The following is a 25,565-nucleotide window of genomic DNA, read 5'->3' on the forward strand; positions in this document are numbered from 1 at the left end:
CTTCAGGTGACAGTAGTGGCTTCCCATTCTTCATACTCCATGCAACTCTCTGTATTCGTACAGAATTTGCACTTCGTTTGTGAATCCACCCCTGGGCACGTTCAGCGGCCAATAACTTGGATTATGTTAAACTATGCAAATACCACCAGCGCTAGGCCCTGATGCCCGGGCAAACCAGCGGAAGCCCGCGCCAGAACAGCCGTCTCAAAGGCGGCGGTCGCAGACGGCCGCCACCGTGAATAACAGTGTGCCTGAGGCACAGAAATTCTTACGAAACAGGCTGCCGGCCTGGCAACACGCTGTCACACCACGCCCTAAGCGCCGGTGCATTGTCAGAAAGCGGCTCAGCCAGCCCGCCTGAAAATTCCTGGAAGGCCGCCAAACCGCCAACCCCAACTCCAACCAGGACCGGTATTTCGCGGTCCAGCGCGGCGGCGATAACACTGCAAAAGCCGCGGCCTGCGCATTCTTCCGGGCCGAACTTGTTGAGCAGAAACAGGCTGGTGTTCGCCATCGGGTCCGCTTCGACCCGCGCCACCGCTTCGGCAATGGCGGCGGGATCCAGCCGGCAGGCCCCCGATCCGCCGCCAAGATCCTGCGTAATCTTGAAAATGCTGCCCTCATGCAGCACACGCACTCTCATATCGCAGCCGTTTGTGTGGCCGCTGGAATAGCTCTGGTCTTTCACGATCCCCGACAGCTGCACGCCGCTGGCCTGCAGCGTGTCAGCGAGTTCTGACAGCAGACGGTCGGTTTCGCCGCGCTTTGGCGAGGTGACATATGCGATCTTCATTCAGTCCTCCAAATCTACTGAATACTTGTTCATGGCCTGCACTCCGGCCGCTGAAAACGGGCCGGCGCACTGGACCCAAAAGCGCGGGCAGGAAGCCGGAAACAAAGGCCAGCCAGCCGATGCACCATATTAAGGCCGCCGCGGCAATCAGAGGTCCGGCCTGTCCGGGAAACAGCACGGCGGCCAAGCGGAGCCAAACCGTAAACCAAATCAATACGGTGCCGGCCACGAACCCCCAGCCCGCACGCATTATGCCATCCGGGCAATGGCAGGCCGCCCGTCCGGCAACTGCCATGATCAGCCCGGCCATGGCACCAATGGTTATGATGTGAACAGCGCCAGCCATTGGATAATCCCCCAGGCCCAGCCCGCTGATCCCCATGGTCAAAGCCCCCAGCGACAGCCAGAGAAAGGCCGCATGCAGTGCTGCCAGCAGCGGATTGCGGAACGCGATGCCTGTTTGCCAGCCCTTCATGCCCCAGAGCATCGCAGCGGCTGCTGCGGCCAAGGCGGTATGGGCTGCAGCAGAATACTCCGCCAGCTTCAGCACCAGTGCAAATGCCAGCAGGGATTGAGACAGGACGCGCAGGCCCGGCCGCTCCTGCACCGGCCAGCGGGCGTCACCGTGTTGAGCGAACCAATTGCGGGTGAAGGCAGGAACTGCCCGCGCGGCAATGCTGAACATCAGCAACAGCAGGCCGGTCAAAATGGCTTCGGCCACTGCCAGGCTGTTCCAGATGCTGCCTGCAGCGGCTTCGAACAGAAACACGGCGTCACCCAGGCCAAGCGCCGCCACAGCTGCAGCAAACCCCAGCTTGCTGAATGCATTGGCGGCAACCAGCTGGCAAATGAGAAAACCTGAAAGCCCCAAAAAAAACAACGCACTGAGGAAAATCGACACTGCAAGCGGAAGCATGTCGAAGCTGGCGGCAGCACCCCGTGCAAGGAGCCAGGACAGCGTCAGGGCCTGCAAGGCGGTACCGCGCACGGCAGGACGCCCGGTCCATCCTGGCAGTGCGGTCAGCAGATAGCCGCCAATGGCAGCGCCCCCGAAGCCAAAGATCAGTTCATGGACGTGCCACAGGACGGCAGGGCTGAACCGCGGCGCAGGCAAACCCCAATCAGCCCCCAAAAGCCACCAGGCCACGCTCAGCAGCGCGCAAAGAAACGACAGCAGAAACAGCGGACGGTACGGCGCATCCCAGAACGCGCCCAGATCCCGCCGCCAGGTCACGAGGCGGCCGGCCGGGCGGACCAGGACGCCCCGCTTGGCCCCTGCAGGAAACCATCGCTCAGCCTGGTTGAAGGTGAAGACCGGCGGATTTCATCTGCAACTGCACCGGAAGCGAGGTCACCGCTAAGCCGCTGCCGGTACAGCTGGCAAAGCCGGATGAATCCTTGCGACTGCGGCGACAGGCGCAAGGCTGACACTCCGGCACGGGCAAGGGTTTCGATCTGAAGATCGGCGCAGGCAAAGCTGTCTGACAAAGTCTGCACCCCGTTCATCGCCATAAAGGGCTGATCCTCCAAGGTCAGCACCTCCAACCCGTCAGGGTCGTTTTCGCAGGCGTACTGGCAGTTGTCCTTGGTCCGCTTGTGCAGCCGGGCGTGATAGCAGCGTCCGGATATTGCCAGAGGCAGGCGGCCATGCCCCCAAACCTCCACTGCGACACCGAGATCCGCCCCGGCGCGGGACAGTACTTGGACGGACCCGAGCGGCAGTTCGGGCGGCAGGCAGATGCGTTTGGCCCCTCGCGCGGCCAGCCAGGCCAGGGTGCCCTCATTATAAACATTGATCAGCGGACCCACGTGGAAACCCATCCCCTTGGGCAGGTAAGCCAAAGCAGTCAGGTCGTTGATCTCTACCGTTACCCCCATATCTGCCAGCCCGGCGGTCAGCTTGCGCTCCCGCTTGAGCGTGACCAGGGCAAGGCTGGTCAAAACCACTTCTTTGCCTGCACCGGACAGGGCAGCCAGAGCCTCTGGTATGCGGTCCTGGTAGAACGGCAGGCGCTTGGAGCACACCAGCTCGCCCAGAACAACGCGGTCAACCGGCGCTTCGGCCAGCGCTGTGTAAAAGCCGCTCCAGGTATCAGCCGGCCAGAAGAATTGGTTTGGCCCGACAGTCAGTTCCATGCGGTTATCTCCAGGTTTTCTTGTAGGCGCCGGTGGTCATGGCCTGGCCTTCCGACAGCCGCGCCAGCATCCCTTCCGGCATCGGCCTGCCTGCCTCCAGCGCATCAACTGCAGCACGGAAGTTGCGCACCACCTGCGCCACATAGGACTTGGAGCGCTGGCGGCCCTCGATCTTCAATGCGGTGACACCAGCCTTCTGCAGCTGCGGGATCAGCTGTTCAGCATTGAGGCTGACCGGGTCCTCAAACAGATGCCCTGTCTGCCCGTCCGCAGAAAAGCACCCCTTGCAAAGCGTCGGATAGGGCGCCGGTTCATCCCTTTCCACGCGGTGGATCGTGAACCCGCCCAGCCTGGCATCCAGTGCGCCGTTGTCGTCGCGGTATTCCACGTGGCTCGCTGGCGAACAGACACCGTTCATGTTGGGTGAAAGCCCGGTTGCATAAGAGGAGAGTGAGCAGCGCCCCTCGGCCATGACGCACAGCCCGCCAAAGACAAAGACTTCAGTCTCCACTTCCGTTTCACCGTTGATGGCAGCAATTTCAGGCACCGAAAGAACACGCGGCAGCACCACGCGTTTCACCCCAAAGGTGGAAGCGTAGAAATTGATGATACTGGCATTGGCCGCAGCAGCCTGCACCGACAGGTGCAGCCGCAGATCCGGATGAGTGCGTGCGGCGTAGTCCAGCAAGCCTGGGTCCGCCAGGATCACGGCATCGGCACCGGAGCGCTGTGCATCATCGACGGCGCGGTGCCAGATGGCTTGATCACCTGCACGGGGAAACGTGTTGATCGCCACCAGCACCTTGGCGCCATGAGCATGTGCATATTCCACACCCTCGCGCATTTCCGCGCGGTCAAAATTCAGGCCGGGAAAGTTGCGGGCATTGGTCTCGTCATTGAAGCCGCAATAGACCGTATGGGCCCCGGCCTTAACAGCCGCGCGCAGCGCAGCAGGCGTGCCTGCGGGACAGACAATTTCCATCACCATGCTGCGGCCTCCTCTGGCCGTGTCAGGCAGACCCCCGTGCAGCGTTCTGCAAAAGCAGCAGCCTGCAGCAGGAACCGGGAAAACGGGCCGGACAGGGCGGCGATTTCCTGTGACAGGTCCAATTCGGCGTCATCCACGGCATTGCGCAACGCCAAAGCCGCCCCGGTGTCCCCCTCAATCACCAGATCGCGCGAGAAAAACAGCGCGTCCCCGTCATAGGCGCCATGAACCAGACCCAGCAGCGCAGCGATCGGGCCGGAAATCCGGACCGCCCCGCTGCAGCTGTTGCGGGCAGCATGGACCGAGGGCGCGCCGTCATTCGGATTCAGGCACAAGACAATCGGCAGATCAACCGGATCCAGGATGAACCTTGTCCGGCTGTGCTCCCCCAGGCGGCGGAACAGGCCGGGGTGGCGCCTGGCGATCCGGCGGCTGCAGGCCGTCAGAGAGACGGACAGCGGCGCCAGAGGCACCACCCGCAAAACATTTGCCAGGGCCGCCGGGCAATTGGGAATTGAGGTCTGGGGCTGGGGCAATTGACAGTGTTCCTTTCCGGCCAAAGGCTTCTCTTGGCACAGGTTTAGGCAAGCCATCGCCGCCGGAGTTTGACGGCGCGCAAATTCACCCAGTGAAAACTTGCTAATGAGCCACTGCACTCAGCCGAGGAGAAGTCCCGTCCGTACCCTTCCGCCATACCCCAGCCTGCGCCATTTCCTTGACTGGTGTTCGGCAACCGGCCAGTTCCTGAGGATTGCTGAGCCGGTCCAGGTGCGCCATCAGATGACTGCAGTGCATCGCGCCGTTCTGGAAGCACGGGGGCCAGTGCTGCAGTTTGACCGCCCGGTTTTGGCAAACGGGCAAACTTCGGGTATTCCGGTGGCCGTAAACCTGTTTGGAACCGCCAGCCGCGTGGCCGCGGGTCTAGGAGTTGGCTTGGATCAACTGGACAGCTTGGGGGCTTTTCTCGCGGCGCTCCGCTCGCCGCCGCCACCGGACGGGCTGCGGGATGCTTTGTCCCGCTGGCCGATGCTCAAGGCCGCGCTGGCGGCGCGGCCAAAGATCGTCAAATCGGCGCCGGTACAGGCTGTCGTGCGCGAGGGGCGCAGCGCCAGTTTGGAAACCCTTCCGGTCCAGACCCATTGGCCCGGGGACGCAGCCCCGCTGATCACCTGGCCAGTGGTGATCACCCGACCGCACGGGAGCCGGCCGGACAGCATCAACAGCTGCAATGCCGGCGTTTACCGGACCCAGGTCCTGGACCGCAGCCGGCTGATCATGCGCTGGCTGCCGCACCGCGGCGGGGCAGCACATCACCGCAGCTGGGCACGCCGGGGCGAAAAAATGCCGGTGGCTGTGGTTCTGGGCGCTGATCCGGCGGCACTGCTGTCGGCGGCGCTGCCCTTGCCCGAGACAGTGTCAGAGCTCACCTTTGCCGGGGCGCTTGGCGGCGCACGGCCGCGCATGGTTCCCTGCAAAAGCGTGCCGCTGATGGTTCCCGCAAATGCCGAGATCGTTCTGGAGGGGTGGGTGTCAGCTGAAGAAACCGCACCCGAAGGGCCGTTTGGCGATCACACCGGCTATTACAACCCCGCAGAGCCCTTTCCGGTTATGCAGCTTAGCGCTGTAACGCACCGGGAAAGCCCGCTGTACCTGTCCACCTATACCGGCCGCCCGCCCGATGAGCCCGCCATCATCGGCGAAGTGTTCAACCGGATTGCGCTGCCGGCAATTCAGGCCCAGATCCCGGAAATCCGCGATTTGTGGCTGCCGCCCGCAGCCTGCTCCTACCGGATTGCCGTCGTCAGCATCGATAAGCGTTACCCGGGCCAGGCGCGCCGGGTGATGATGGCACTGTGGGGGATGCTGCCCCAGTTCAGCTACACAAAGATGATCATCGCAGTGGACGCAGAGACCGATCCCCGGAACTGGGACGACATCGCCTGGGTGCTGGCCACCCGCATGGACCCGTCCCGGGATGTGATGATTTTGGAAGGCACACCTATGGATTACCTTGATTTCGCGTCGCCGCAACCCGGGCTTGCGGGCAAGATCGGTATCGACGCCACAACAAAGATTGGCAGTGAAACGACCCGGGAATGGGGCCAGGTCATGCAGGGGTATGCCAAGGATCAGGCCTTTGCCGCTGACCTGATTTCACGCTTGATGCCGGAGCTGGGCGCGTGACTGCGCGGCGGGTTGTGCTGGGGGTGACGGGCGCGTCCGGCGCCATGCTCAGCCTGGCCGCGGCACGGCATCTGGCCGCCATGGGCGTGGAGATTGACCTGGTGGCCAGCACCGCCGCCAAACGCACCCTGGCAGAGGAATGCGGCCCCGGAGCCTTACAGGCCCTTGAGGCACTGGCCGCACGCAGCCATGCGATTGACGATATCGGTGCCGTCATTGCATCGGGCTCTGTTCCGGTGTCAGGGATGATTGCCGCGCCGTGTTCGATGCGGTCTCTGGCCGCAATTGCCCATGGGCTCGACGACAACCTGCTGACACGGGCTGCGGCTGTGCAGCTCAAGGAACGGCGGCGCCTGATTCTGCTCACACGTGAGGCGCCATTGACGCTGGCGCATCTGCGGAACATGACTGCCGTGACGGAAATGGGGGCAATCGTGCTGCCGCCCGTCCCCGCGTTCTATCTGCCGCATGCGACAGTGACGGACGCCGCAAATCAGATTGCAGCCCGTGCCGTCGACTTATTGGGGATTTCGGCTCCATGCGCACAATCCTGGTCACCCAGGGTCGCAGAGTGAGGCAGACCTGGCTGCAGCCAGGCCGCCTGCCCAATGACCTGCTATGTTCATTCCGGGAAATATGAGATACCGGCTATAACATCGGCAATACCGAAATAAACAGCGGACACTCCGGATGAAACGGCTGCAAGACATTGACCTTAGGCTTCTTCGCAGCTTCCAGGCAATTGCCAGAGCAGGAGGGCTCGCCGGCGCGCAGGCGGCGCTCAATTGCTCGCAATCCACGCTGTCCACGCAGCTGGCTGACCTGGAAACCCGTCTGGGGTTCCGGCTGTGCAGCCGGGGGCGCGCGGGATTTTCCTTGACCCCCGAAGGAAAGAAGCTGCTGGCAGCGCTGGAGGATCTCTTTGCCGCTGCCGACCGGTTCCAGAATGCAGCCGCCACAATTTCCGGCGACCTGAGAGGTGTGCTGCGCATCGGCATCATGGATGCAATGCTCGCCAACACGGCCTGGCCGCTGCCGGAGGTGCTTGGCCGTTTTTCCGAGCGCGCAGCGGACACCTATGTAGATCTGTCGCTGGTTTCTCCGGCGGCGATGGAGAACCTGGTCCTGGACGGCCAGCGGGATGCGGTGATCGGCCCATTTCCGGTCAAGCGCGTCGGGCTGGAGTATGTCCCGCTGTTTCAGGAACGGCACTCCCTCTATGCGGCTTCACAGCACCCGCTGACCCGCATGTCCGGCGTCACATTCGAGGATCTGAGCGCCCACGCGCTGATTGTCACTGCTGGCGAGTTGCGGCGGTTCCCGTTTATCCGCCGCCGCCGGATTGCGGAGGGGGAGGAAAACACCTGCCCCGCCGCCACGGTCGACCAGATGGAGACACATGCCATTTTGATCCGCAGCGGGCGTTACGTGGGCTTCTTGCCGGATTACTATGGCGGATCCCTGTCCGGCATGGAGGCACTGAAAACCGGCAGCACCCTGCAGTACCTGTCGCCGATTTATCTGGCTTACCGCAAGACTGCAGATCAAAACATCATTCTGCGGGCCTTCATCAGCCGGGTAAAAGAACAGGAGCTGGCCGATGGCGCCCTGCTGCGGTCCGGCGCCGTGATACCCCTGGAAAGCTAAAGCATCGGCAAGTTCGATGTATTGCCGTCATGGTCCGTATTTTTCGGAGCACATAGCGGCGTTACCTTCTCTGCGCACCGGCTTATCCAAAGCTTGAAGGAGAGAAGAAATGAACGAGACATGCCAAACGGCCCCGAAAGCACCACTGGTTCTGGACGCCGCCGCGGTAGAGGCACTGCTGCCGCGGGTGGACAGCCTGGGGGCAATGCGGGAGCTATTTTCCGAACTTGGCCGCGGCCAGGCTGTGCAGCCAAAGCAAACCCTGACCTTGTTCCCCGGAGACCAGGGTGATTTCATCACCTATTTGGGTGCCAGCAGCGGAGCTGGCCTGTTTGGCGCCAAATTGTCGCCCTATCTGCCGCGGCCCGGCAAGCCGGTAGTCACCGCCTGGACCCTGCTCATGTCGATGGAGAGCGGGCAGCCGCTGATGCTGTGCGATTCCGGTGCATTGACGACTGAACGCACTGCCGCGACCACTGCGCTGGCGGTTGATCACCTAGTCCGGCCAGAGGCACGCGAACTGGCCATTATCGGGTCGGGCAAGGTGGCGCAGGCGCATCTGCGGCATGTATTGCCGTTGCGCAACTGGACAGGGATCCGAGTCTATTCTCCAAGCCTTGCGCGCACTCCCTGGCTGGCGGACCTGTGGCGCAGCCTGGACAGCCGCGTCAGTATTGCCGCCTCGCCCAGCGAAGCCTGTGCAGAAGCAGATGCCGTGATGCTCTGCACGTCTTCCGGGGTGCCGGTTATTGATACAGCCAGCATAGCCGCAGGAACCCTTGTCACATCCATCAGCACCAACGCTGCAAATGCGCATGAGGTTGATCCCGCGTTCCTATCGCAAGCAGAGGTTTATTGCGACGACTGCAGGACCACGCCGTCCTCGGCAGGGGAAATGAAACTTGCTGCTGCCGCAGGCTGGACAGCTGACGCCATTCGCGGCGACCTGGCGCAGCTGCAGAACCACGGCTGCGAAACCCCTTCTGGCAGCAAGCCGGTCTTTTTCCGCTCCATCGGCCTGGGGCTGGAGGACATCTTCATGGCCCGCGCCATCTATGACGCCGCACAGCGCTGACACAGAAAAACGGAGTGAAACCAATGGATATCAAACCCTTCGGTGTTGAAATCTGGATGAATGAGTTCGAGACCAAATGCGAGCTCAACCTGGCGGAAACCTGCGTGGAGTCGATCACGCTGGGTGAGCTGTTCGCCATGGCCGGTCTGCGCGGCAGCATCCTGGACGAACTGTCGGCGATGAAGATGACCTATGGCGCCATTGAAGGCTCCGCCCGGCTGCGCAATGCGGTTGCCGGCCTCTATCAAAAACAGGAACCCAGCAATATTCTGACCACCCACGGCACCATCGGGGCAAACGCGCTGGTGCATCAGGCCCTGGTATCACGCGGCGACCATGTGATTTCGGTTATTCCGACCTACCAGCAGCACTACTCGATCCCGGAGAGCATCGGCGCCGGCATTGAGCTGCTGCACCTGCGGCCTGAAAACGGCTTTCTACCCGACCTGCAGGAATTGCGCGACATGGTGCGGCCCGGCACCAGGTTGATTGCAATCAATAACCCCAACAACCCCACCGGTGCCCTGATGGACCGCGCGCTGCTGGAGCAGATCGCAGATATCGCCCGCAGCGCAGATGCCTGGCTGCTGTGTGACGAGGTCTATCGCGGCACCGATCAGCAGGGGGACGGCTTCACCGCCTCGGTGGCGGACCTCTATGAAAAGGGCATCAGCACCGCGGGCATGTCCAAGGCCTATTCGCTGGCTGGGCTGCGGGTCGGCTGGATTGCCGGACCGCAGGACATGCTGCATCAGGTCATGCTCCACCGCGACTACAACACGATATCCGTTGGTGCCGTGGATGAGCTGCTGGCAGCCATCGCATTGGAAAACAGAGAAAAGATTCTGCAGCGCGCACGCCAGATCACCCGCGCGAACCTGCGGACCCTGAACGAATGGGTGCAGAGCGAACCGCTGATCACCTGGGTACCGCCGCAATCGGGCACCACAGCTTTGCTGAAATATGACCTGCCGCTGCCCTCCCGGGATCTTTGCGTGACGCTGCTGCAGGAGGAAGGCGTAATGCTGACACCCGGCAGCACCATGGACATGGAGGGCTGGCTGCGGCTGGGCTATGCCAACCCGGCGTCCGACCTGAGGGAAGGGCTTGGCCGGTTCTCAGCTTTTCTCGCCCGCTGCGCCCGGTCCTGAACTGGGCGGCCGCAGCAGGTTGCTTCCGGCCTGGAAAGCGATTTGGAGAATGTGGTGATCGCGCTGACCCCCGGGCCGGTCCTGGCGGCTGCGTGAGAGCGGCCTCGCCGATGGTGCCTGTCGCCGGGGCCGCTGAGGAGCAGCGCAGCGCATCCCCGCCGGTTTCATCGGAACAGGCGGCCATGATTGCAGCAGCACCAGGATGGCGGGTCACGTCTTCCAGCAGACCAGGCACGCATACCGGCAGGCCACCGATCAGAATCCGGCCATATGCATGATCAGCGGGAATTCCCAATTCAGCACCCCGTCGAGAATCTTGGGCACGCTCCGCTGTTTCTCACCCAACAAAAGCAGGATCAACACTTTGAACAGAAACGCCAGCCCAGCTGCCCTTAGAAGACTTGAGTGACAGTACTTCGAAGTATTTTTAATTGACTGTTCAATCAATAACCGGCAACCTCTCTGCCAGGCCACGGCCAGCCGGGCTGTGCGGCCCGAAACCAACGTCTTTCTGGAAAGATGAAGATGACCCGACCCAACATCCTGATTTTCATGGTGGATCAGCTGAACGGCACATTGTTCCCGGATGGTCCTGCGGAATGGCTTCATGCCCCGAATCTGAAGAAACTCGCCGAACGCTCCACCCGGTTTCGCAACGCCTATACCGCGTCGCCGCTTTGTGCGCCGGGGCGGGCCAGCTTCATGTCTGGCCAGCTGCCATCAGCGACCCGGGTCTATGACAATGCCGCGGAGTTTGCGTCCTCTATCCCGACCTACGCGCACCATCTGCGGCGGGCAGGCTATTACACATGCCTGTCCGGCAAGATGCATTTCGTCGGTCCCGATCAGCTGCATGGGTTCGAGGACCGGCTGACCACCGACATCTATCCGCCGGACTTCGGCTGGACCCCGGACTATCGCAAACCCGGGGAGCGCATCGACTGGTGGTATCACAACATGGGCTCTGTCACCGGGGCGGGAGTTGCGGAAATTTCCAACCAGATGGAATTCGACGACGAGGTGGCCTTTCACGCCACCCAGAAGATCTATGACCTGGCCCGCGGCAAGGACGATCGCCCCTGGGCCCTGACCGTTTCCTTTACCCACCCCCACGATCCCTATGTGGCGCGCAAGAAATACTGGGATCTCTATAAGGATTGCGCGCATTTGCTGCCAGAGGTGGCGGATCTTGGCTATGACAACCAGGACCCCCACGCCAAACGGATTTTTGACGCCAACGACTGGCGCAGCTTCGATATCACCGAGGAGGACATCCGCCGCTCCCGCAGGGCGTATTTCGCCAATATTTCCTATCTGGACGACAAGATCGGAGAGGTGATGGAGGCGCTGGAAAACACCCGGCAGGAGGCGATCATCCTGTTCGTCTCCGACCATGGCGACATGCTGGGTGAGCGCGGCCTGTGGTTCAAGATGAGCTTCTACGAGGGCTCCTCCCGCGTGCCGCTCATGGTGAGCGCGCCGCAAATGACGCCTGGGCTGATAGAGACGCCCGTGTCCAACATCGATGTCTGCCCGACACTATGCGACCTGGCCGGGGTCAGCATGGCCGAGGTGATGCCTTGGACGTCCGGCGAAACACTGGTGCCGCTGGGCCAGGGCGGCAGCCGGACGACGCCGGTGGCGATGGAATACGCGGCAGAGGCGTCTTATGCTCCGATGGTCTCCCTGCGGCAGGGCCAGTGGAAGCTGAACCTGTGCAGCCTGGACCCGGACCAGCTGTTCAATCTGGATGCCGACCCCCATGAGCTGACCAACCTGGCAGAGGATCCGGCCCACACGGAGACGCTGGAAAGCCTCAAGGCTGAGGCCGCCGCGCGCTGGGATCTGGACCGTTTTGATGCCGAAGTCCGGGAAAGCCAGGCCCGCCGCTGGGTCGTCTATGAGGCCCTGCGCGAAGGCGGTTACTTCCCCTGGGATTACCAGCCCCTGCAAAAGGCCAGCGAACGCTACATGCGCAATCACATGGACTTGAACGTGGTGGAAGAGAACGCGCGTTTCCCCAGAGGGGAATAGGTGGGCGGCCTCCGAATTGCTGACTGAAACCCGGTGCCGGTCAACGTATGGCCGGCACCGGGCTTCCCCTGCACGTGTCTTCCCATTTCCGCGTGCAGGGGGCCCCGTCTCCGCCTGCCCATGCACCGCCCGGGCAAATTGACGCTCTGCCCGCGGCCCGTATAGAAACGCCTGCAACAAAGGGGATTTTCGTGCCGAAACTTGGAATGGAGCCGAAACGCCGGGCCGATCTTGTTTCGGCCGTCATCGACGAGATTGGCGAAGCCCGGTCGCTGGACGTGACAGTGTCAAAGATTGCCAAACGCGCAGGCATGAGCAGCGGATTGGCGCATCACTATTTCGGAAGCAAGGACCAGATGCTGATCGCCGCCATGCGGCACATTCTCAGCGTGTTCTCCCGCCGGGTGGCGCAGGGCCAGGCCCAGGCCGGCAGCCCGCGGGGCCGCCTGGACGCAATCATTCTCGCCAATTTCGAAGACCATGTTTTCGACCACCGCAAAACCTCGGCCTGGCTGTCGTTTTATGCCCTTGCCCACAGCAACCAGGATGCCGCCAGGCTGATGCAGATCTACCAGGCCCGGCTGCGCGCCAACCTGATGCATGACCTGCGCAAGCTGGCCCGCAACCCCGCCATGATCGAACGCGCGCTTTCTTCGCTGATCGACGGGGTTTACTTGCGCGCTGCCCTCAGCGGCAGGGGCACGGACCCCGAAGCGGCGCGCCTGGTGCAGGAAACTTTGGACGCCCTGCTGGAAACCGATGCCAGAGGGCCAGAATAGGTTTCACCGTTTTTGTTCCCGGCGCAGCTGATGCGGTGTCACGCCGAATTCATGCCGGTAGGCCTTGGCCAGGGAGGCGGAAGACGGGAAACCGCAGGCCAGGGCAATTTCGACCACCGGCAGGCTGGTGTCGGTAATCAGCTTACCCGCCATCTTCAACCGCACCCGCCGGTAATACTTGGCCGGTGTTGTATCGAGATGGGTCAGAAACAGCCGCTCCAGATGCCGGACGGAGATGCCTGCGCGCTCGGCAATCACCGCGGTCGGAAACGGGTTTTCCACCGCTTCCTCCATCAGCGCAATCGCCTTGGCCAGGCGGTCGCCCAGGAAATTCACGTTGCCGCTCGCGCCTTTCGGCTGTTCACCGGAAAGCCCGCGCGCGGTTTCGATCATCATCATGCTGGCCAGCTCCGCACTGTCCTGCGGCGTCAGGACTTCAGACAGCAGCCGGATAACGATTTCTGCAGTATGCGCGCGCCCCGCACAGGTGAAGATCCCGGCGTTATTTTCAACCAATTGACTGGAAACCATTGGAAAGTCTCCCGTTTCAGCCAGGGCTGCTGCATCCTTCCAGTGGGTTGTGACCGGCCCGGAAGGCGCTGAGGATCTGATATAGGCCGTTGCCGCCTCTGACAGCAGGAACACCGGGCGGCGCAGCTGCTGCATGGCCCGGGCGCGCTGTTGCCAATTGCCGCCGGAACAATTGCGGCCGCCGGTCACAAACAGATAGTCCTTCAGGTATTGCACCCCGATTGCAGGTTCTGCGCGAACCAGAACCTCTGAACTGCTGGACACAAGCCCCGGCAGATCAGAGGTGACCTGCCAGTTAAACAGCACACCCGCTTCCAGCCCGTTGGCGGCCTGCAGCACTGCAATAACAGAGGCCAGCTCGAAATGGGAAAAACCCGGCCGCACATAGACTTCAAAGCTCAGGGTTTTTCTGAACTGGTCCGGCGGTGTAGAGTTTGTTGCGGGGCGGATTCGCACGTCTTGGTTTCCAGGCTGGCAAATTCGGGACTGCGGCAAAGCGCAGTCTTTCAGCTACCACAGGCAGCCGTGCAATACACCTGTCAGACGCGCGCACGATTTGCCGCATGAACTGTGCCATGCCTTTGCATCACACCCCCAGGAACCGGTCCGCAATTTCCGGCGACAGCTCCGCGATCCGGCCCTCCCAGGCGTTGCTGCCCTTGTTCAAGATCACCGCCCGGTCAGCGATGGCCGACAGCTCCTTCAGCGATTTGTCCACCACCAGGATCGACAGGCCCGCCTCGCGTTTCAGCCGGGCAATCGCGGCCCAGATTTCCTGCCGCACCACAGGCGCCAAGCCTTCGGTCGCCTCGTCCAGGATCAGAAGCCGCGGATTGGTCATCAGGGCGCGCCCAATCGTCAGCATCTGCTGCTCACCGCCCGACAGCGATCCGGCGGCCTGGGTCCGGCGCTCCTCCAGCCGCGGAAACAACTCTGCCACCTTGGCCATGTCCCAAGGGCCTGAGCGGGCGGCGGCGGTCAGGTTTTCCTCCACCGTCAGCGGCGCAAAGCATCGCCGGCCTTCCGGCACCAGTCCAACTCCTAAACGGGCGATTTTGTGCGACGGCAGCTGGCGCAGGTCGTGGCCATCGAACTGCAGCTCCCCTTCGGAGGCCGCCAGCATCCCGCAGATCGTCTTGATGGTGGTGGATTTGCCCATGCCGTTGCGGCCCATCAGTGCCACCACCTCGCCCTCGGCAATATCAAGATCGACGCCGAACAGCGCTTGCGCTGGTCCGTATGACGCCTCAACACTTTGTAAAGACAGCAGGCTCATGCGGCGTCCTCCTCTCCCAGATAGGCGCGGCGCACCTCGGCGTTGGCGCGGATCTCATCCGCGGTGCCGGTGGCAATGATCTGGCCGTAGACCAGCACGCTGATCCGGTCCGCCAGGGCAAAAACCGCATCCATGTCATGCTCCACCAGCAGGATCGGCGCCTCTTGCCGCAACCCATCAAGGAACCCGGTCAGCGCCTTGGACCCGGCGGTGCCGAGGCCTGCCATCGGCTCATCCATCAGGAATAGCTTAGGTTTCAGCGTCAGCGCCACCGCCACTTCCAGCTGGCGTCTTTGGCCGTGCGAAAGATCCGCGGTGCGGCGGTTGGCATCCTGCATCAGTCCAACCCGCTCCAGCGCGTCGCGCGCCCGCTCCAGCAGTTCCGCGTCCTTCATCACGTTGCGGAAGAAATGGAACACACGGCCCCGCCCGCCAAGCGCGCCCAGCACCGCGTTCTGCAGCACAGTGTATTCCATCGCCAGTGCGGAAATCTGGAACGTCCGCCCCAGCCCCATCCGGGCCCGTGCCACCGTGTCCTGCGCGGTCACATCCCGCCCCAGAAGCTCGACCGTGCCGCTGTCGGGCGCCAGGTTGCCCGCGATCTGCTTGATCAGGGTCGATTTGCCCGCGCCATTGGGCCCGATCAGCGCGTGGATTTCACCGGACCGCAAATCCAGCGAGACGTCGCGGCTTGCCTGCAATGCGCCAAAACTCTTGTTCAGGGCTTGTGTTTTCAAGACGACATCAGCCATGCGCCTTCTCCCGTCCCGCAATCGCCCCGATCAGCCCGCCGCGTGCAAACAGCACGATCAGCAGCAGCAGCACGCCCAGGAAGATCTGCCAGTAATCACTGATGCCGCCCAGCAGATGCTCCAGCATGATGTACAAAGCAGCACCCGCAACCGGCCCGTAAAGCCGCCCCACCCCGCCCAGGATCACAAAGATCATGATCTCGCCACTGGTGTGCCAGCTGAGCATGGTCGGGCTGACAAAGCGGTTGAGGTCCGCAAACAGCGCCCCCGCCAGCCCGGTGATGGCGCCGGATATTACAAAGGCCGTCAGCCGCAGGGTGAACGGCGTAAGGCCCACAGCCTGCACCCGGTCCTCATTCTGCCGCGCCGCCGCCAGTGCCAGCCCGAAGGGTGAGCGCGCCAGCCGCGCCGCGAAAACCAGCGCCAGGCAGAGAATCACATAGGCGACGGCAAAGAACTGGATCGGGTCCAGCGTGTTGAGGCCGGGAAATTCATTGCGCACCCAGATCGACAGCCCGTCCTCGCCGCCATAGGCGCTCCAGCTGATCGCGAAGTAATAGAGCATCTGGCCGAAAGCGAGGGTGATCATGATGAAATAGACGCCGGAGGTGCGCAAGGACAGCGCGCCGATCACCAGCGCCGCAAGCGCACTGAAAACAACCGCCACCAGCCAGATCAGCGGCATCTGGTTGCTGCCCTCAAATAGGAACGGCCATTCAAACAGCGGCTCATAGTTCTGGGCATGGGCCGCAAGGATGCCCATGGCATAGCCGCCGATCCCGAAAAACGTCGCATGGCCCAGGCTGATCAGCCCGCCAAGGCCCAGGGCAATGTTCAGCCCCACCCCGGCCAGCGCCAGGATCGCGGCTTTGGTCGCCAAGGTAATGATAAACGGCTCGTCCAGGCTCCAGGCCGCCAGTGGCACGATCAGCAGCGCCGCAATCATCGCCCAGTTGAGCAGGCATTCGCGCGTCAGCATCATGCGCTCCCTCCATAAAGACCAGAGGGGCGCACCAAAAGGATCGCCGCCATCAGAATGTAGATCAGCATCGAGGCCAGCGACGCCCCGGCAGAGGCCGCGCTGGCCGGGTCCATGAAGACCGCAAACAGCTGCGGCAGGAACACACCGCCCAGCGTGTCGGTTATCCCCACCAGAAGCGCCCCGGCCAAAGCACCCTTGATGGAGCCGATGCCGCCGATGACGATCACCACAAAGGCCAGGATCAGCACCGGCTCGCCCATGCCGACCTGCACCGACTGGATCGCGCCCACCAGCGCGCCTGCCAGCCCGGCCAGCGCCGCGCCCAGGGCAAATACCAGCGTGTAGAGCTTGGAAATATCAACGCCAAGCGCGGCAATCATCTCCCGGTCGGCCTCGCCCGCCCGGATCTGAATACCGATGCGCGTGCGTGCAATCAGCAGGAACAGCCCGGCAGCGATGGCCAAGCCAATCAGGATGATCGTCAGCCGGTACAGCGGGTACTGAATGCCCCCCGGCAGGCTGACCGGCCCCGACAGGTAGGACGGCACGTCCAGGAACAGCGGGAAGGAGCCGAACAGCCAGCGGGTGCCTTCGGAAAAGATCAGGATCAGCGCAAAGGTTGCCAGCACCTGGTCCAGATGGTCGCGCCGGTACAGCCGCCGGATCACGACCAGCTCCATCAGCGCGCCCGCGGCGGCAGCGGCGCCTAGGCTTGCGATCAGCGCCAGCAGGAAGGATCCGGTCCAGCCCGCCACCGCCGCGGCGGCAAAGGCGCCAACCATATAGAGCGAGCCATGGGCCAAGTTAATCAGCCCCATCACCCCAAACACCAGCGTCAGGCCAGCCGCCATCAGGAACAGCATGATGCCAAGCTGCAGCCCGTTCAGGATCTGCTCCAGAACTAGAATATACGTCATTTGATTTTCCGAAGGGGAAGTCTTGCCGTGTGCGGGGGCACCTCAGGCGCCCCCGTCCGAGTCAGGTCTTACATCTTGCACTCGCCGGCATAGGCGTCGGCGTGGTCGCTCAGCCCAGTGGCGATGATCTTGTTGGTAAAGACATCGCCTTCCTTGATCACCTCACGCACATAAATGTCCTGCACCGGATGGTGATTGTCGCCGAACTTGAAATCGCCGCGGACCGAGTCGAATTCAGCCGCCTTCAGCGCCGCCCGGAAGGCATCCGCGTCCGAAGCCTCCGCCTTGTCCAGCGCGCTCAGGATCAGGTTGGCGGTGTCGAACCCCTGGCTTGCATACAGCGACGGCAGGCGGCCGTACTTCTGCTGAAAGGACGCGACAAATTCGGCGTTAGCCTCATTTTCAATGTCCTTGTTCCACTGCGAGGTGTTCTTCACCCCCAGCGCGGCGTCACCCACCGCCTGCAGGATGCCCTGATCGAATGAGAACGCCGGTCCGACCACCGGCAGGTCCACACCGCTGCCCGCATATTGCTTGAGGAAGGAAATCCCCATGCCACCGGGCAGGAAGAAATAGACCGAGTCGGCGCCGGACGCGCGGATCTGCGCGATTTCGGCGGCATAGTCAGTCTGGCCCAGCTTGGTGTAGATCTCACCGGCCAGTTCGCCGCCGTACATCCGTTTGTAGCCCGTCAGCGCGTCCTTGCCCGCCGGGTAGTTGGGCGCCAGGATAAAGCTGTTCTTCAGCCCCGCCTCATTGGCATAGGCGCCCGCGGCCTCGTGCAGGTTGTCGTTCTGCCAGGCGACGTTGAAGTAATTCGGATGGCAGCGCTTGCCCGCCAGCGCCGAGGGGCCGGCGTTCGGAGACAGATAGAATACGTTCTGCGCGGTTGCCGCAGGCACCACCGCCATCGCCAGGTTCGACCAGATAATTCCGGTCATGATGTCCACCTTCTCGGACTGGATCATCCGGTCGGCGATCTGCACCGCCACGTCGGGCTTGCGTTGATCGTCCTCGATCACCACTTCGACACCCTCGCGGCCGTCCTGTTCGATCGCCAGCATGAAGCCGTCGCGCACATCCACGCCCAGCCCCGCGCCGCCGCCGGACAAGGTGGTGATCATACCGATCTTGGTATCCGCCTGGGCTGCAACAGCCAGCGCCGGAATCGCAGCCGCCATTGCAAGCATCCGAATGGTCTTCATTACGTCTTTCCTCCCAGAATGTGACCGGCCCTTGGGGCCTGGGTTCTTGATCAAATGCTTGCGACTTTAACGCCGCCCCGGCAGAAGCCAAGACCTGCCGCAGCCGGCACCGTTTCGGCTGGTCTTGCGCCAGCCCTCGGGATCAGCCTACGCAGGCTAGTATATATATTTCAAGCATAAAATATATAGGGCAATATTGTTGCCCGAATTGCTGCAACTGCATGGCAATGGCCCTGCAACCGATGCGAGGGGCCAACCCCTCGCGCTCCCCGGGGTATTGGTCACCAGAAAGAAGCAGCAGGTTTTCAGGCTGGAAAGCCTAGTCCGAAACAGTCCGCCAAGTGATCAATCAAGGCGCGGATCCGGGCCGTCAGATGGCGGCTGGACGGGTAGACAGCATAAAGCGTCGCCGGGTCAGTTTCCTGTTGTTCGAAAAGCACTTGCAGCCTGCTGTCGCGCAGAAACGGCAGCGCGGTGTAATGCGGGCAGCGGGCAATGCCCAGACCGCTGGCAGCCATATGCGCCACCGCCCGGGGAGAGTTGGCGCGGAAGCTGCCGCCGACGGTGACGGTCCGTTGCGCCGCGCCCTTGCCAAAGACCCAGGCGTCGGGCTGCGGCGAGGTCATCTGCAGCAGGCAATTGTGAGTGGCCAGCGCCTCCGGCTCGGCCGGTTCGCCGTGCGTGGCCAGATAACCGGGCGCGGCCACCACCACCAGCCGCATGTCGCAGAGCTTGCGCGCCACCAGCGTCGAATCCTTCAGGGCGCCGAAGCGCACCGCCAGATCCACACCCTCCTCCAGCATCGGCAAGTGGCGGTCGGACAGCACCAGCTCGACCGACACCTTGGGATGCGCCTGCTGGAACGGCTGCAGTGCCTCCACCAGCTCACGGCTGCCGAAACCAGTAGGCGCGGTGATGCGGATGGGGCCAGCCAGCTCCTGCTGGCGCAACTGCACCACGTCCTCCAGCTCGTCGAACTGGTCCAAGAGCGGCAGGCAGCGCTCCAGATAGGCGCGGCCGGTATCGGTCAGCGCCACCTTGCGGGTGGTGCGGTTCAAGAGCTGCGCCCCCAGCTGTTCCTCCAGCCGAGCGACATATTTGCTGGCCAGCTTGGTGCTGATCCCCAGCTGCCGCGCACCGGAGGTAAAGGAGCTTTGCGCCGCCACGGCAGCAAAGGCGCGCATGCAGTCCAGCTTGTCCATCCCAGAGCCTCCAGCATCAGTTGTGAACGAAACGTACATAATATTTCCATAACTTGGAATATTATCGCCATCCGCAACGCGGCGTATCTTCCGGGTGTCTTCTCAAACCAGCGGCCGATGCCGCAGCAAAGGACCCCAGACATGGCACATCAGATCCGCATCCACAGCTTCCCCCTCTCCGGCCACGCCCACCGGGTGGAACTGTTTGCCAGCCTCACCGGCATCGCCCATGAGGTGGTGAACGTTGATCTCGCCGGTGGCGAGCACAAACGGCCGCCTTTCCTGGCGTTGAACCCGGCAGGCCAGGTGCCGGTGATCGAGGACGGCGGCACCGTCATCAGCGATTCCAACGCGATCCTGGTCTACCTCGCCCGCAAATACGCGCCGGCGTGGCTGCCCTCCGATCCGGTGCAAGAGGCCGAGGTGCAGAAGTTCCTGACCCTTGCGGCGGGCGAAATAGCCTTCGGCCCGGCAGCGGCGCGGCTGATCAACGTCTTCAATGCGCCGCTGGATGCAGAGTTCTGCGCCACCGTCGCGGCCCGCGTGCTGGGCAAGATCGACGCCCATATGGAGGGCCGCCGCTTCCTGGTCGGCGACGCGCCCACAATCGCGGACGTAGCTGTCTATTCCTATATCGCCCACGCGCCGGAGGGTGGCATTTCGCTGGATCCCTACCCCAATGTCCGTGCCTTGCTGGCCAACATTGAAGCTTTGAAAGGCTTCAAGCCTATGCCTGCCACCAAGGCCGGCCTCGCAGCCTGATCCCGCTGGCGGCGGTCCACCGGGCCGCCGCAGCATTTCTCCAGCCATAGGAGGTTCCCATGCCCCATGACGCAGACAGCCCCTCGCCTTTCCACGCGGGCGAACAGGAAATGCAGCGCCGCGCGGGCAAGCGCGACATGGCAGAAACCCTGGGCCGCCGGATGATCCGCCCCTTCATGCCCGACGAGCACCGGGAGTTCTTCGCCCAGCTGCCGTTCCTGGCCGCCGGTGCCGTGGACGCGGACGGCTGGCCCTGGGCCAGCTTGCTCAGCGGTGCGCCCGGATTTGCCGTCTCGCCCGACCCGGAACACCTGCAAGTAACGCTGAACGGAACTGCGGGGGATCCGGTCCACGCCGCCATCCGCGAGGACGCTCCACTGGGGCTGTTGGGGATTGAGCTGCACAGCCGCCGCCGCAACCGGCTGAACGGGCGGATCATTTCAGCAGGCCAGGAAGGTTTCACCCTGCGGGTGGACCAGTCCTTTGGCAATTGCCCGCAGTATATTCAGGAGCGCGATCTGATCCCCGCCGGTGACTTGCCTCCCGCGCCCCCGCAGGCCTTTTCCGGGCTGACGCAGGAGCACAGCGCGCGGATCGCACAGGCCGACACCTTCTTTGTCGCCAGCCACATCCCCGCCGCCGCAAACCCGGAACGCGAGGGCGTGGATGTCTCCCACCGCGGCGGGCGGCCCGGCTTTGTCCGGGTGGACCGCAACACCCTCACCATCCCGGACTTCCGCGGCAACAACCATTTCAACACGCTGGGGAATTTCCTGCTGAACCCGCGCGCAGGCCTGGTCTTTCCGGATTTTGCGACCGGCAGCCTGCTGCTGCTGACCGGCACGGTAGAGCTGCTGGCGGAAGACCACCCGGACGTGACCGCCTTTGAACGGGCACAGCGCGGCTGGCGCTTCACTTTGCACAAAGGTCAGTGGCTGGAAGCCGCCCTGCCCTGGCGTGCCGGACCGGGCAGTTTTGCGCCGCAAACCCTGCGCACAGGCACCTGGACAGAAGCCAAAGCCCGCACCGCTGAACCGGGTGACTAACACGGCTTATGCACTGCCCCTAAGTTTTTTCTGGACAAGACTGTCCAGGATCGCCGATGAATTGGACAGAAATGTCCAAAGGGTGGATTCGGGGAGACTCCCCCAAAGCCCCGAGGCAGCTGACAGGGAGCAAGGCCATGAAGTCGCACTATCGTGCTGTTGTCATCGGGGGCGGCGTTGTCGGCGCCTCCGTCCTCTATCACCTGGCGAAATTCGGCTGGACCGACGTCTGCCTGATCGAACGCTCGGTGCTGACGGCTGGCTCCAGCTGGCACGCAGCCGGGGGCTTTCACGCACTGAACGCAGACCCCAACATCGCCAGCTTGCAGGCCTATACCATCGACCTCCTGTCCGAGATCGAACAGGAATCCGGCCAATCCGTCGGCATGCATATGACCGGCGGCATGACGCTGGCAGGCACCCCGGACCGCTGGGAATGGCTGCAGTCGGCCTACCGCACCTTCCAGTCCATCGGAATCGACGATTGCCGCCTGATTTCCCCGCAAGAAGCTGGCGAGCTGTGTCCGATCATGTCCACCGAGGGCATCCTCGGCGGCATGTGGGCCGACCGCGAGGGTTATGTCGACACCACCGGCACCGTCCACGCCTATGCCGGCGCCGCCAAGAAACGCGGCGCCGAGGTGATCGAGCACAACCGGGTACTGGAACTGCACCAGGTGGAGGGCGGCTGGCAGGTGGTGACCGAAAAGGGTACCATCCACGCTGAACATGTGGTCAACGCCGCCGGCCTCTGGGCCAAGCAGGTGGGCCGCATGGCGGGGATCGAGCTGCCGGTCTCACCGCTCAACCACCACTATCTGATTTCCGACACCATCCCGGAGCTGGAACAGCTCGACTTCGAGGTTCCGATGACCGTCGACCTCGAAGGTTTCACCTACATGCGCCAGGATCAGAAGGGCATCCTGCTGGGCATCTACGAGATCGACCATGAGCACTGGATGATGGACGGAGCTCCTTGGGAATACGGGTTCGAGCTGCAGCAGGAAGACCCGGACCGGATCGAGCGTGAACTGACCCTCGGTTTCGAACGCTACCCGGCGCTGCAAACCACCGGCGTCAAGACTTGGGTCAACGGTGCTTTCACTTTTGCCCCCGATGGCAACCCGCTGGTCGGCCCGGTGCGCGGCAAGCCTGGATACTGGTGCGCCTGCGGTGTGATGGCCGGTTTCCTGCAGGGCGGCGGCGTCGGCAAGTCGCTGGCCGAATGGATGATCCACGGCGAGCCGGAGGCGGATGTCTTTGGAATGGATGTGGCGCGTTTCGGCGACTACGCCCAGAACAAGCGCTTCATCAAGGAAACCACCGGCCAGTTCTACACCCGCCGCTTCGTGATGACTTACCCGAACGAGCAGCTGCCTGCAGGCCGTCCGCTGAAAAAGGCCCCTGCCTATGACGGCATGAGTGCCGCAGGCTGCCGCTGGGGCGCCAGCTACGGGCTGGAGATCCCGCTTTATTTCGCTCCGTCGGAAGACTTCACCGAAACCCCGACCCTGAAACGCTCCAACGCCTTCGAAATCGTCGCCGAGGAATGCAAGGCCGTGCGCGAGGCCGTAGGCCTCCTCGACATCTCCGCCTTCTCCCGGTTTGAGGTTTCGGGCCCCGGCGCCGAGGCTTGGCTTGACCGCATCATGGCGTCGAAACTGCCCAAACCGGGCCGCGCCAAACTGGCCCCGATGCTGTCGCCCGAGGGGCGCCTCAAGGGTGATCTCACAGTTTTCAACTGGGGCGACGGAACTTGGTGGATCATGGGCAGCTACTACCTGCGCGAATGGCACATGCGCTGGTTCCAGGACCACATGGGCGAAGGGGTTGATGTCCGCGATGTGACAGATGCGATCACCGGCTTCAGCCTCTCCGGCCCGGACAGCCGCAAGGTGCTGGAAAAGCTGACGGATGGCCCCATCGCAGACCTGCCGTTTATGGGCTGCGGCACCTTCGACATCGGCATGCTGCGCCTCAAGGTGGGCCGTCTCTCGGTCGCCGGCGAACTGGGGTACGAACTCCATTGCTCCGCCGCCGAACACATCACCCTGCGCGAAACCCTGCTGGAGGCCGGCGCAGACCTTGGCATCCGCGAAACAGGCTTCAACGCGCTGCTGAGCCTGCGGCTGGAAAAAAGCTTTGGCATCTGGAGCGCCGAATTCACCCAAGGGTATACAGCGGCGCAAACCGGCATGGACCGCTGGATCGACTGGGATAAGGACTTCATCGGCCGCGAAGCTGCCCTGAAGGAACGCGATGCGGGCGGCCCGGCGCAGGTTGTTGTAACCTTGGAAGTGGACGCAACAGACGCCGACGCCAGCGGCTACGAACCCGTCTGGCAGGGCGAAACCCGCGTCGGCTTTGTCACCTCCGGCGGCTATGGCCACACCACGGGCAAATCGCTGGCGATGGCGATGGTGGACCGGGCGGCAGCTGTGGAAGGCACGGACCTGAGCCTGCATATCGTGGGTCAGAAACGCTCCGCCCGCGTGATCGCACCTTCACCCTACGACCCTGCCGGCAAAGCGATGAGAGGCTAAGGCTATGACGATCGAGAACACCAGCGCTGCCCGCGGACGCAGGCGGCGGGGGCGCGGAGGCGACGCCGCCCCTGCCCCTCAGCGCAACGTGAACTACCGCCAGCTGAAAAACCCCTTCCCGCTGATGGAGGTCTTCCCGGCGCATCAGATCGCGGACATGCATGAAACCGCGCTGAAAATGCTGGAAGAGCTGGGCATGAAAGTACTGCTGCCCGAAGCACGCCGGATCTATGCCAAGGGCGGCGCCCGTGTCGATGAAGACAGCGAAATGGTCTACATCGGCCGTGACATGGTGGAGGCGGCGCTGGCCACCGCCCCCCGCTCGATCACCTGCCGGGCAGGTGCCCGGCACCGCGATATCACCTTGGAGCTGGGCAGCCTTGTCTTTCAGGCCGGCGCCGGCGCACCCAATGCCACCGATCTGGAACGGGGCCGCCGCCCCGGCTCGGCCCAGGATTACCTGGAATACCTCAAGCTCACCCACCACTTCGACGTCTTCCACATGATCTCCCCCCAGGTGGAGCCGCAGGACGTCCCCACCCATCTGCGCCATTACTTCACGACTGAGGCCCAGATGACCCAAACGGACAAGTTCCCCTTCATCTTCTCGCGCGGGACGCCGCAGGTGATGGACTGCTTTGAGATGATCCGCGATTTCCGCGGGGTCTCCGACGCAGAGTTCCAGGCCGCACCGCATTGCTACACCATCATCAACACCAACAGCCCGCGCACCCTGGACATCCCGATGGCGCAAGGGCTGATCGATTTTGCCCGCCACGGCCAGGCCTCGATTATCACTCCCTTCACCCTGATGGGCGCAATGGCACCGATCACCGTTGCGGGCGCCATCACCCTCAGCCATGCCGAAGTGCTGGCGGCGCTGACCCTCACCCAGCTCACCAGGCCCGGCGCGCCGGTTTGCTACGGCACCTTCACCTCCAACGTCGACATGAAATCCGGCGCGCCTGCGTTCGGCACGCCTGCGCATTTCCAGGCTTCGCTGGCAGCTGGCCAACTGGCCCGTTTCCTTGGCCTGCCGTGGCGGTCTGCAGCGGGTTCGGCGTCCAACAGCAACGACGTGCAGGCGGCCAATGAAAACCAGATGGGTCTTTGGGGCTGCCTGATGGCCGGGGCAACGGTGGTCATTCACTCCGCCGGCTGGCTGGAAGGCGGATTGTCAGTGTCCTATGAGAAACTGATTACCGACGCCGAAGTGCTGAACATGATTGCCGAACTTTGCGCGGGCACCCAGGCCGGACCTGACGAGATCGGCTATGAAACCGCCCTGAAGGAAGTCGAACCCAGCGGCCATTTCTTTGCCTCCAGCCAAACCATGGCGCGCTATAACACCGAGTTCTACGAGCCGGTGGTGCATGACTATGCCAATTTCGGCACCTGGACCGAACGCGGGGGCCTGGATGCAAACCAGCGCGCCACACAGGTCTGGAAGGACATCCTCGCCCATGATAACCGCCCCGCAACCGACGAAACCCGCGTTGAAGCGCTGCAAAGCTTCATTGCCAAACGCACCGCAGAGGGCGGCGCCCCGCCGGAGAGCTAAC

Annotated in this window: 23 protein-coding genes; 11 read left to right on the forward strand and 12 right to left on the reverse strand. The window is 63.0% G+C overall.

Annotation, left to right across the window (positions count from 1 at the left end; translation table 11 throughout):
• Positions 1-268: 268 nt before the first annotated feature.
• Genes ACXAHG_RS07755 through ubiT form a run of 5 tightly spaced genes read right to left on the reverse strand, consistent with a single transcriptional unit; the run spans position 269 to position 4,453 of the window.
• Positions 269-793 carry a DUF2478 domain-containing protein gene (locus tag ACXAHG_RS07755; RefSeq protein WP_475056649.1) on the reverse strand — a complete coding sequence of 175 codons (525 nt, stop codon included), beginning with the start codon at positions 791-793 and terminating at the stop codon, positions 269-271.
• Entirely contained in the window at positions 726-2,027 is a 1,302-nt protein-coding gene (locus ACXAHG_RS07760; protein WP_475056651.1) for an NnrS family protein, read from the reverse strand. The genes ACXAHG_RS07755 and ACXAHG_RS07760 overlap by 68 nt, the downstream gene beginning before the upstream one ends.
• Complete coding sequence (gene ubiV, locus ACXAHG_RS07765; protein ID WP_475056652.1) at positions 2,024-2,929, reverse strand: ubiquinone anaerobic biosynthesis protein UbiV; 906 nt, start codon at positions 2,927-2,929, stop codon at positions 2,024-2,026. The genes ACXAHG_RS07760 and ubiV overlap by 4 nt, the downstream gene beginning before the upstream one ends.
• Positions 2,930-2,933: 4 nt before the next feature.
• Positions 2,934-3,911 (reverse strand): ubiquinone anaerobic biosynthesis protein UbiU, encoded by a 978-nt coding sequence (gene ubiU, locus ACXAHG_RS07770; RefSeq protein ID WP_475039292.1) that lies wholly within the window; start codon positions 3,909-3,911, stop codon positions 2,934-2,936.
• Positions 3,911-4,453, reverse strand: a complete 543-nt coding sequence (ubiT, locus tag ACXAHG_RS07775; RefSeq protein ID WP_475056654.1) for a ubiquinone anaerobic biosynthesis accessory factor UbiT — start codon at positions 4,451-4,453, stop codon at positions 3,911-3,913. The genes ubiU and ubiT overlap by 1 nt, the downstream gene beginning before the upstream one ends.
• Before the next feature lie 106 nt (positions 4,454-4,559).
• On the opposite strand from ubiT, the gene ACXAHG_RS07780 reads away from it, so the two are divergent.
• The 7 genes from ACXAHG_RS07780 to betI all read left to right on the forward strand — a co-directional run bounded on the left by ACXAHG_RS07780 (position 4,560) and on the right by betI (position 12,787).
• Entirely contained in the window at positions 4,560-6,101 is a 1,542-nt protein-coding gene (locus ACXAHG_RS07780; protein WP_475056656.1) for a UbiD family decarboxylase, read from the forward strand.
• Positions 6,098-6,676 carry a UbiX family flavin prenyltransferase gene (locus ACXAHG_RS07785; protein WP_475056658.1) on the forward strand — a complete coding sequence of 193 codons (579 nt, stop codon included), beginning with the start codon at positions 6,098-6,100 and terminating at the stop codon, positions 6,674-6,676. Before ACXAHG_RS07780 ends, ACXAHG_RS07785 begins: the two co-directional genes overlap by 4 nt.
• Positions 6,677-6,791: 115 nt before the next feature.
• On the forward strand, positions 6,792-7,748 hold the full coding sequence (locus ACXAHG_RS07790) for a LysR family transcriptional regulator (protein WP_475056660.1): 957 nt from the start codon (positions 6,792-6,794) through the stop codon (positions 7,746-7,748).
• 109 nt (positions 7,749-7,857) lie between these two features.
• A complete protein-coding gene (locus ACXAHG_RS07795; protein WP_475056662.1) occupies positions 7,858-8,823 on the forward strand; it encodes an ornithine cyclodeaminase family protein in 966 nt (321 codons plus the stop codon).
• Between the two features lie 23 nt (positions 8,824-8,846).
• The gene (locus tag ACXAHG_RS07800; protein WP_475056663.1) at positions 8,847-9,974 is read left to right on the forward strand and encodes an aminotransferase; all 1,128 of its coding nucleotides are present in this window, start codon (positions 8,847-8,849) and stop codon (positions 9,972-9,974) included.
• A 525-nt stretch (positions 9,975-10,499) separates the two neighbouring features.
• Positions 10,500-12,008, forward strand: a complete 1,509-nt coding sequence (betC, locus tag ACXAHG_RS07805; RefSeq protein ID WP_475056664.1) for a choline-sulfatase — start codon at positions 10,500-10,502, stop codon at positions 12,006-12,008.
• A gap of 191 nt (positions 12,009-12,199) precedes the next feature.
• Positions 12,200-12,787 carry a choline-binding transcriptional repressor BetI gene (betI, locus tag ACXAHG_RS07810; protein WP_475039177.1) on the forward strand — a complete coding sequence of 196 codons (588 nt, stop codon included), beginning with the start codon at positions 12,200-12,202 and terminating at the stop codon, positions 12,785-12,787.
• A 3-nt stretch (positions 12,788-12,790) separates the two neighbouring features.
• Here the strand turns inward: betI and ACXAHG_RS07815 are convergent, their stop codons facing one another.
• The 7 genes from ACXAHG_RS07815 to ACXAHG_RS07845 form a co-directional block, all read right to left on the reverse strand.
• On the reverse strand, positions 12,791-13,774 hold the full coding sequence (locus tag ACXAHG_RS07815; protein ID WP_475056666.1) for a GlxA family transcriptional regulator: 984 nt from the start codon (positions 13,772-13,774) through the stop codon (positions 12,791-12,793).
• 130 nt (positions 13,775-13,904) lie between these two features.
• Positions 13,905-14,594: an ABC transporter ATP-binding protein gene (locus ACXAHG_RS07820; RefSeq protein WP_475056667.1), complete on the reverse strand. Its 690-nt coding sequence runs from the start codon at positions 14,592-14,594 to the stop codon at positions 13,905-13,907.
• A complete protein-coding gene (locus ACXAHG_RS07825) occupies positions 14,591-15,346 on the reverse strand; it encodes an ABC transporter ATP-binding protein (RefSeq protein ID WP_475039173.1) in 756 nt (251 codons plus the stop codon). The genes ACXAHG_RS07820 and ACXAHG_RS07825 overlap by 4 nt, the downstream gene beginning before the upstream one ends.
• Positions 15,339-16,328: a branched-chain amino acid ABC transporter permease gene (locus tag ACXAHG_RS07830; protein WP_475056669.1), complete on the reverse strand. Its 990-nt coding sequence runs from the start codon at positions 16,326-16,328 to the stop codon at positions 15,339-15,341. The genes ACXAHG_RS07825 and ACXAHG_RS07830 overlap by 8 nt, the downstream gene beginning before the upstream one ends.
• A complete protein-coding gene (locus ACXAHG_RS07835; protein WP_475039170.1) occupies positions 16,325-17,245 on the reverse strand; it encodes a branched-chain amino acid ABC transporter permease in 921 nt (306 codons plus the stop codon). Before ACXAHG_RS07835 ends, ACXAHG_RS07830 begins: the two co-directional genes overlap by 4 nt.
• Before the next feature lie 68 nt (positions 17,246-17,313).
• Positions 17,314-18,450, reverse strand: coding sequence for an ABC transporter substrate-binding protein (locus tag ACXAHG_RS07840; RefSeq protein WP_475039168.1), 1,137 nt, complete (start codon positions 18,448-18,450; stop codon positions 17,314-17,316).
• 305 nt (positions 18,451-18,755) lie between these two features.
• A complete protein-coding gene (locus ACXAHG_RS07845; RefSeq protein ID WP_475056671.1) occupies positions 18,756-19,652 on the reverse strand; it encodes a LysR family transcriptional regulator in 897 nt (298 codons plus the stop codon).
• A gap of 141 nt (positions 19,653-19,793) precedes the next feature.
• Between ACXAHG_RS07845 and ACXAHG_RS07850 the strand changes: the two genes are divergently transcribed.
• The 4 genes from ACXAHG_RS07850 (at position 19,794) to ACXAHG_RS07865 (ending at position 25,564) form a co-directional block, all read left to right on the forward strand.
• Complete coding sequence (locus tag ACXAHG_RS07850; protein WP_475039164.1) at positions 19,794-20,414, forward strand: glutathione S-transferase family protein; 621 nt, start codon at positions 19,794-19,796, stop codon at positions 20,412-20,414.
• A 59-nt stretch (positions 20,415-20,473) separates the two neighbouring features.
• On the forward strand, positions 20,474-21,460 hold the full coding sequence (locus ACXAHG_RS07855) for a pyridoxamine 5'-phosphate oxidase family protein (protein WP_475056672.1): 987 nt from the start codon (positions 20,474-20,476) through the stop codon (positions 21,458-21,460).
• A gap of 137 nt (positions 21,461-21,597) precedes the next feature.
• Positions 21,598-24,003, forward strand: a complete 2,406-nt coding sequence (locus ACXAHG_RS07860) for a GcvT family protein (protein WP_475056673.1) — start codon at positions 21,598-21,600, stop codon at positions 24,001-24,003.
• A gap of 4 nt (positions 24,004-24,007) precedes the next feature.
• Positions 24,008-25,564, forward strand: a complete 1,557-nt coding sequence (locus tag ACXAHG_RS07865) for a trimethylamine methyltransferase family protein (protein WP_475056675.1) — start codon at positions 24,008-24,010, stop codon at positions 25,562-25,564.
• Position 25,565 lies beyond the last annotated feature (1 nt).

The organism is Leisingera sp. ABD4_442 (assembly GCF_056160905.1).

Bases quoted from the DNA above. Each gene is read 5' to 3' on its own strand.
- ACXAHG_RS07755 (WP_475056649.1), bottom strand. From the start codon at position 793: ATGAAGATCGCATATGTCACCTCGCCAAAGCGCGGCGAAACCGACCGT.
- ubiV (WP_475056652.1), bottom strand. From the start codon at position 2,929: ATGGAACTGACTGTCGGGCCAAACCAATTCTTCTGGCCGGCTGATACC.
- ubiU (WP_475039292.1), bottom strand. From the start codon at position 3,911: ATGGAAATTGTCTGTCCCGCAGGCACGCCTGCTGCGCTGCGCGCGGCT.
- ACXAHG_RS07780 (WP_475056656.1), top strand. From the start codon at position 4,560: ATGAGCCACTGCACTCAGCCGAGGAGAAGTCCCGTCCGTACCCTTCCG.
- ACXAHG_RS07790 (WP_475056660.1), top strand. From the start codon at position 6,792: ATGAAACGGCTGCAAGACATTGACCTTAGGCTTCTTCGCAGCTTCCAG.
- ACXAHG_RS07795 (WP_475056662.1), top strand. From the start codon at position 7,858: ATGAACGAGACATGCCAAACGGCCCCGAAAGCACCACTGGTTCTGGAC.
- ACXAHG_RS07800 (WP_475056663.1), top strand. From the start codon at position 8,847: ATGGATATCAAACCCTTCGGTGTTGAAATCTGGATGAATGAGTTCGAG.
- betC (WP_475056664.1), top strand. From the start codon at position 10,500: ATGACCCGACCCAACATCCTGATTTTCATGGTGGATCAGCTGAACGGC.
- ACXAHG_RS07820 (WP_475056667.1), bottom strand. From the start codon at position 14,594: ATGAGCCTGCTGTCTTTACAAAGTGTTGAGGCGTCATACGGACCAGCG.
- ACXAHG_RS07825 (WP_475039173.1), bottom strand. From the start codon at position 15,346: ATGGCTGATGTCGTCTTGAAAACACAAGCCCTGAACAAGAGTTTTGGC.
- ACXAHG_RS07830 (WP_475056669.1), bottom strand. From the start codon at position 16,328: ATGATGCTGACGCGCGAATGCCTGCTCAACTGGGCGATGATTGCGGCG.
- ACXAHG_RS07835 (WP_475039170.1), bottom strand. From the start codon at position 17,245: ATGACGTATATTCTAGTTCTGGAGCAGATCCTGAACGGGCTGCAGCTT.
- ACXAHG_RS07840 (WP_475039168.1), bottom strand. From the start codon at position 18,450: ATGAAGACCATTCGGATGCTTGCAATGGCGGCTGCGATTCCGGCGCTG.
- ACXAHG_RS07845 (WP_475056671.1), bottom strand. From the start codon at position 19,652: ATGGACAAGCTGGACTGCATGCGCGCCTTTGCTGCCGTGGCGGCGCAA.
- ACXAHG_RS07850 (WP_475039164.1), top strand. From the start codon at position 19,794: ATGGCACATCAGATCCGCATCCACAGCTTCCCCCTCTCCGGCCACGCC.
- ACXAHG_RS07855 (WP_475056672.1), top strand. From the start codon at position 20,474: ATGCCCCATGACGCAGACAGCCCCTCGCCTTTCCACGCGGGCGAACAG.
- ACXAHG_RS07860 (WP_475056673.1), top strand. From the start codon at position 21,598: ATGAAGTCGCACTATCGTGCTGTTGTCATCGGGGGCGGCGTTGTCGGC.
- ACXAHG_RS07865 (WP_475056675.1), top strand. From the start codon at position 24,008: ATGACGATCGAGAACACCAGCGCTGCCCGCGGACGCAGGCGGCGGGGG.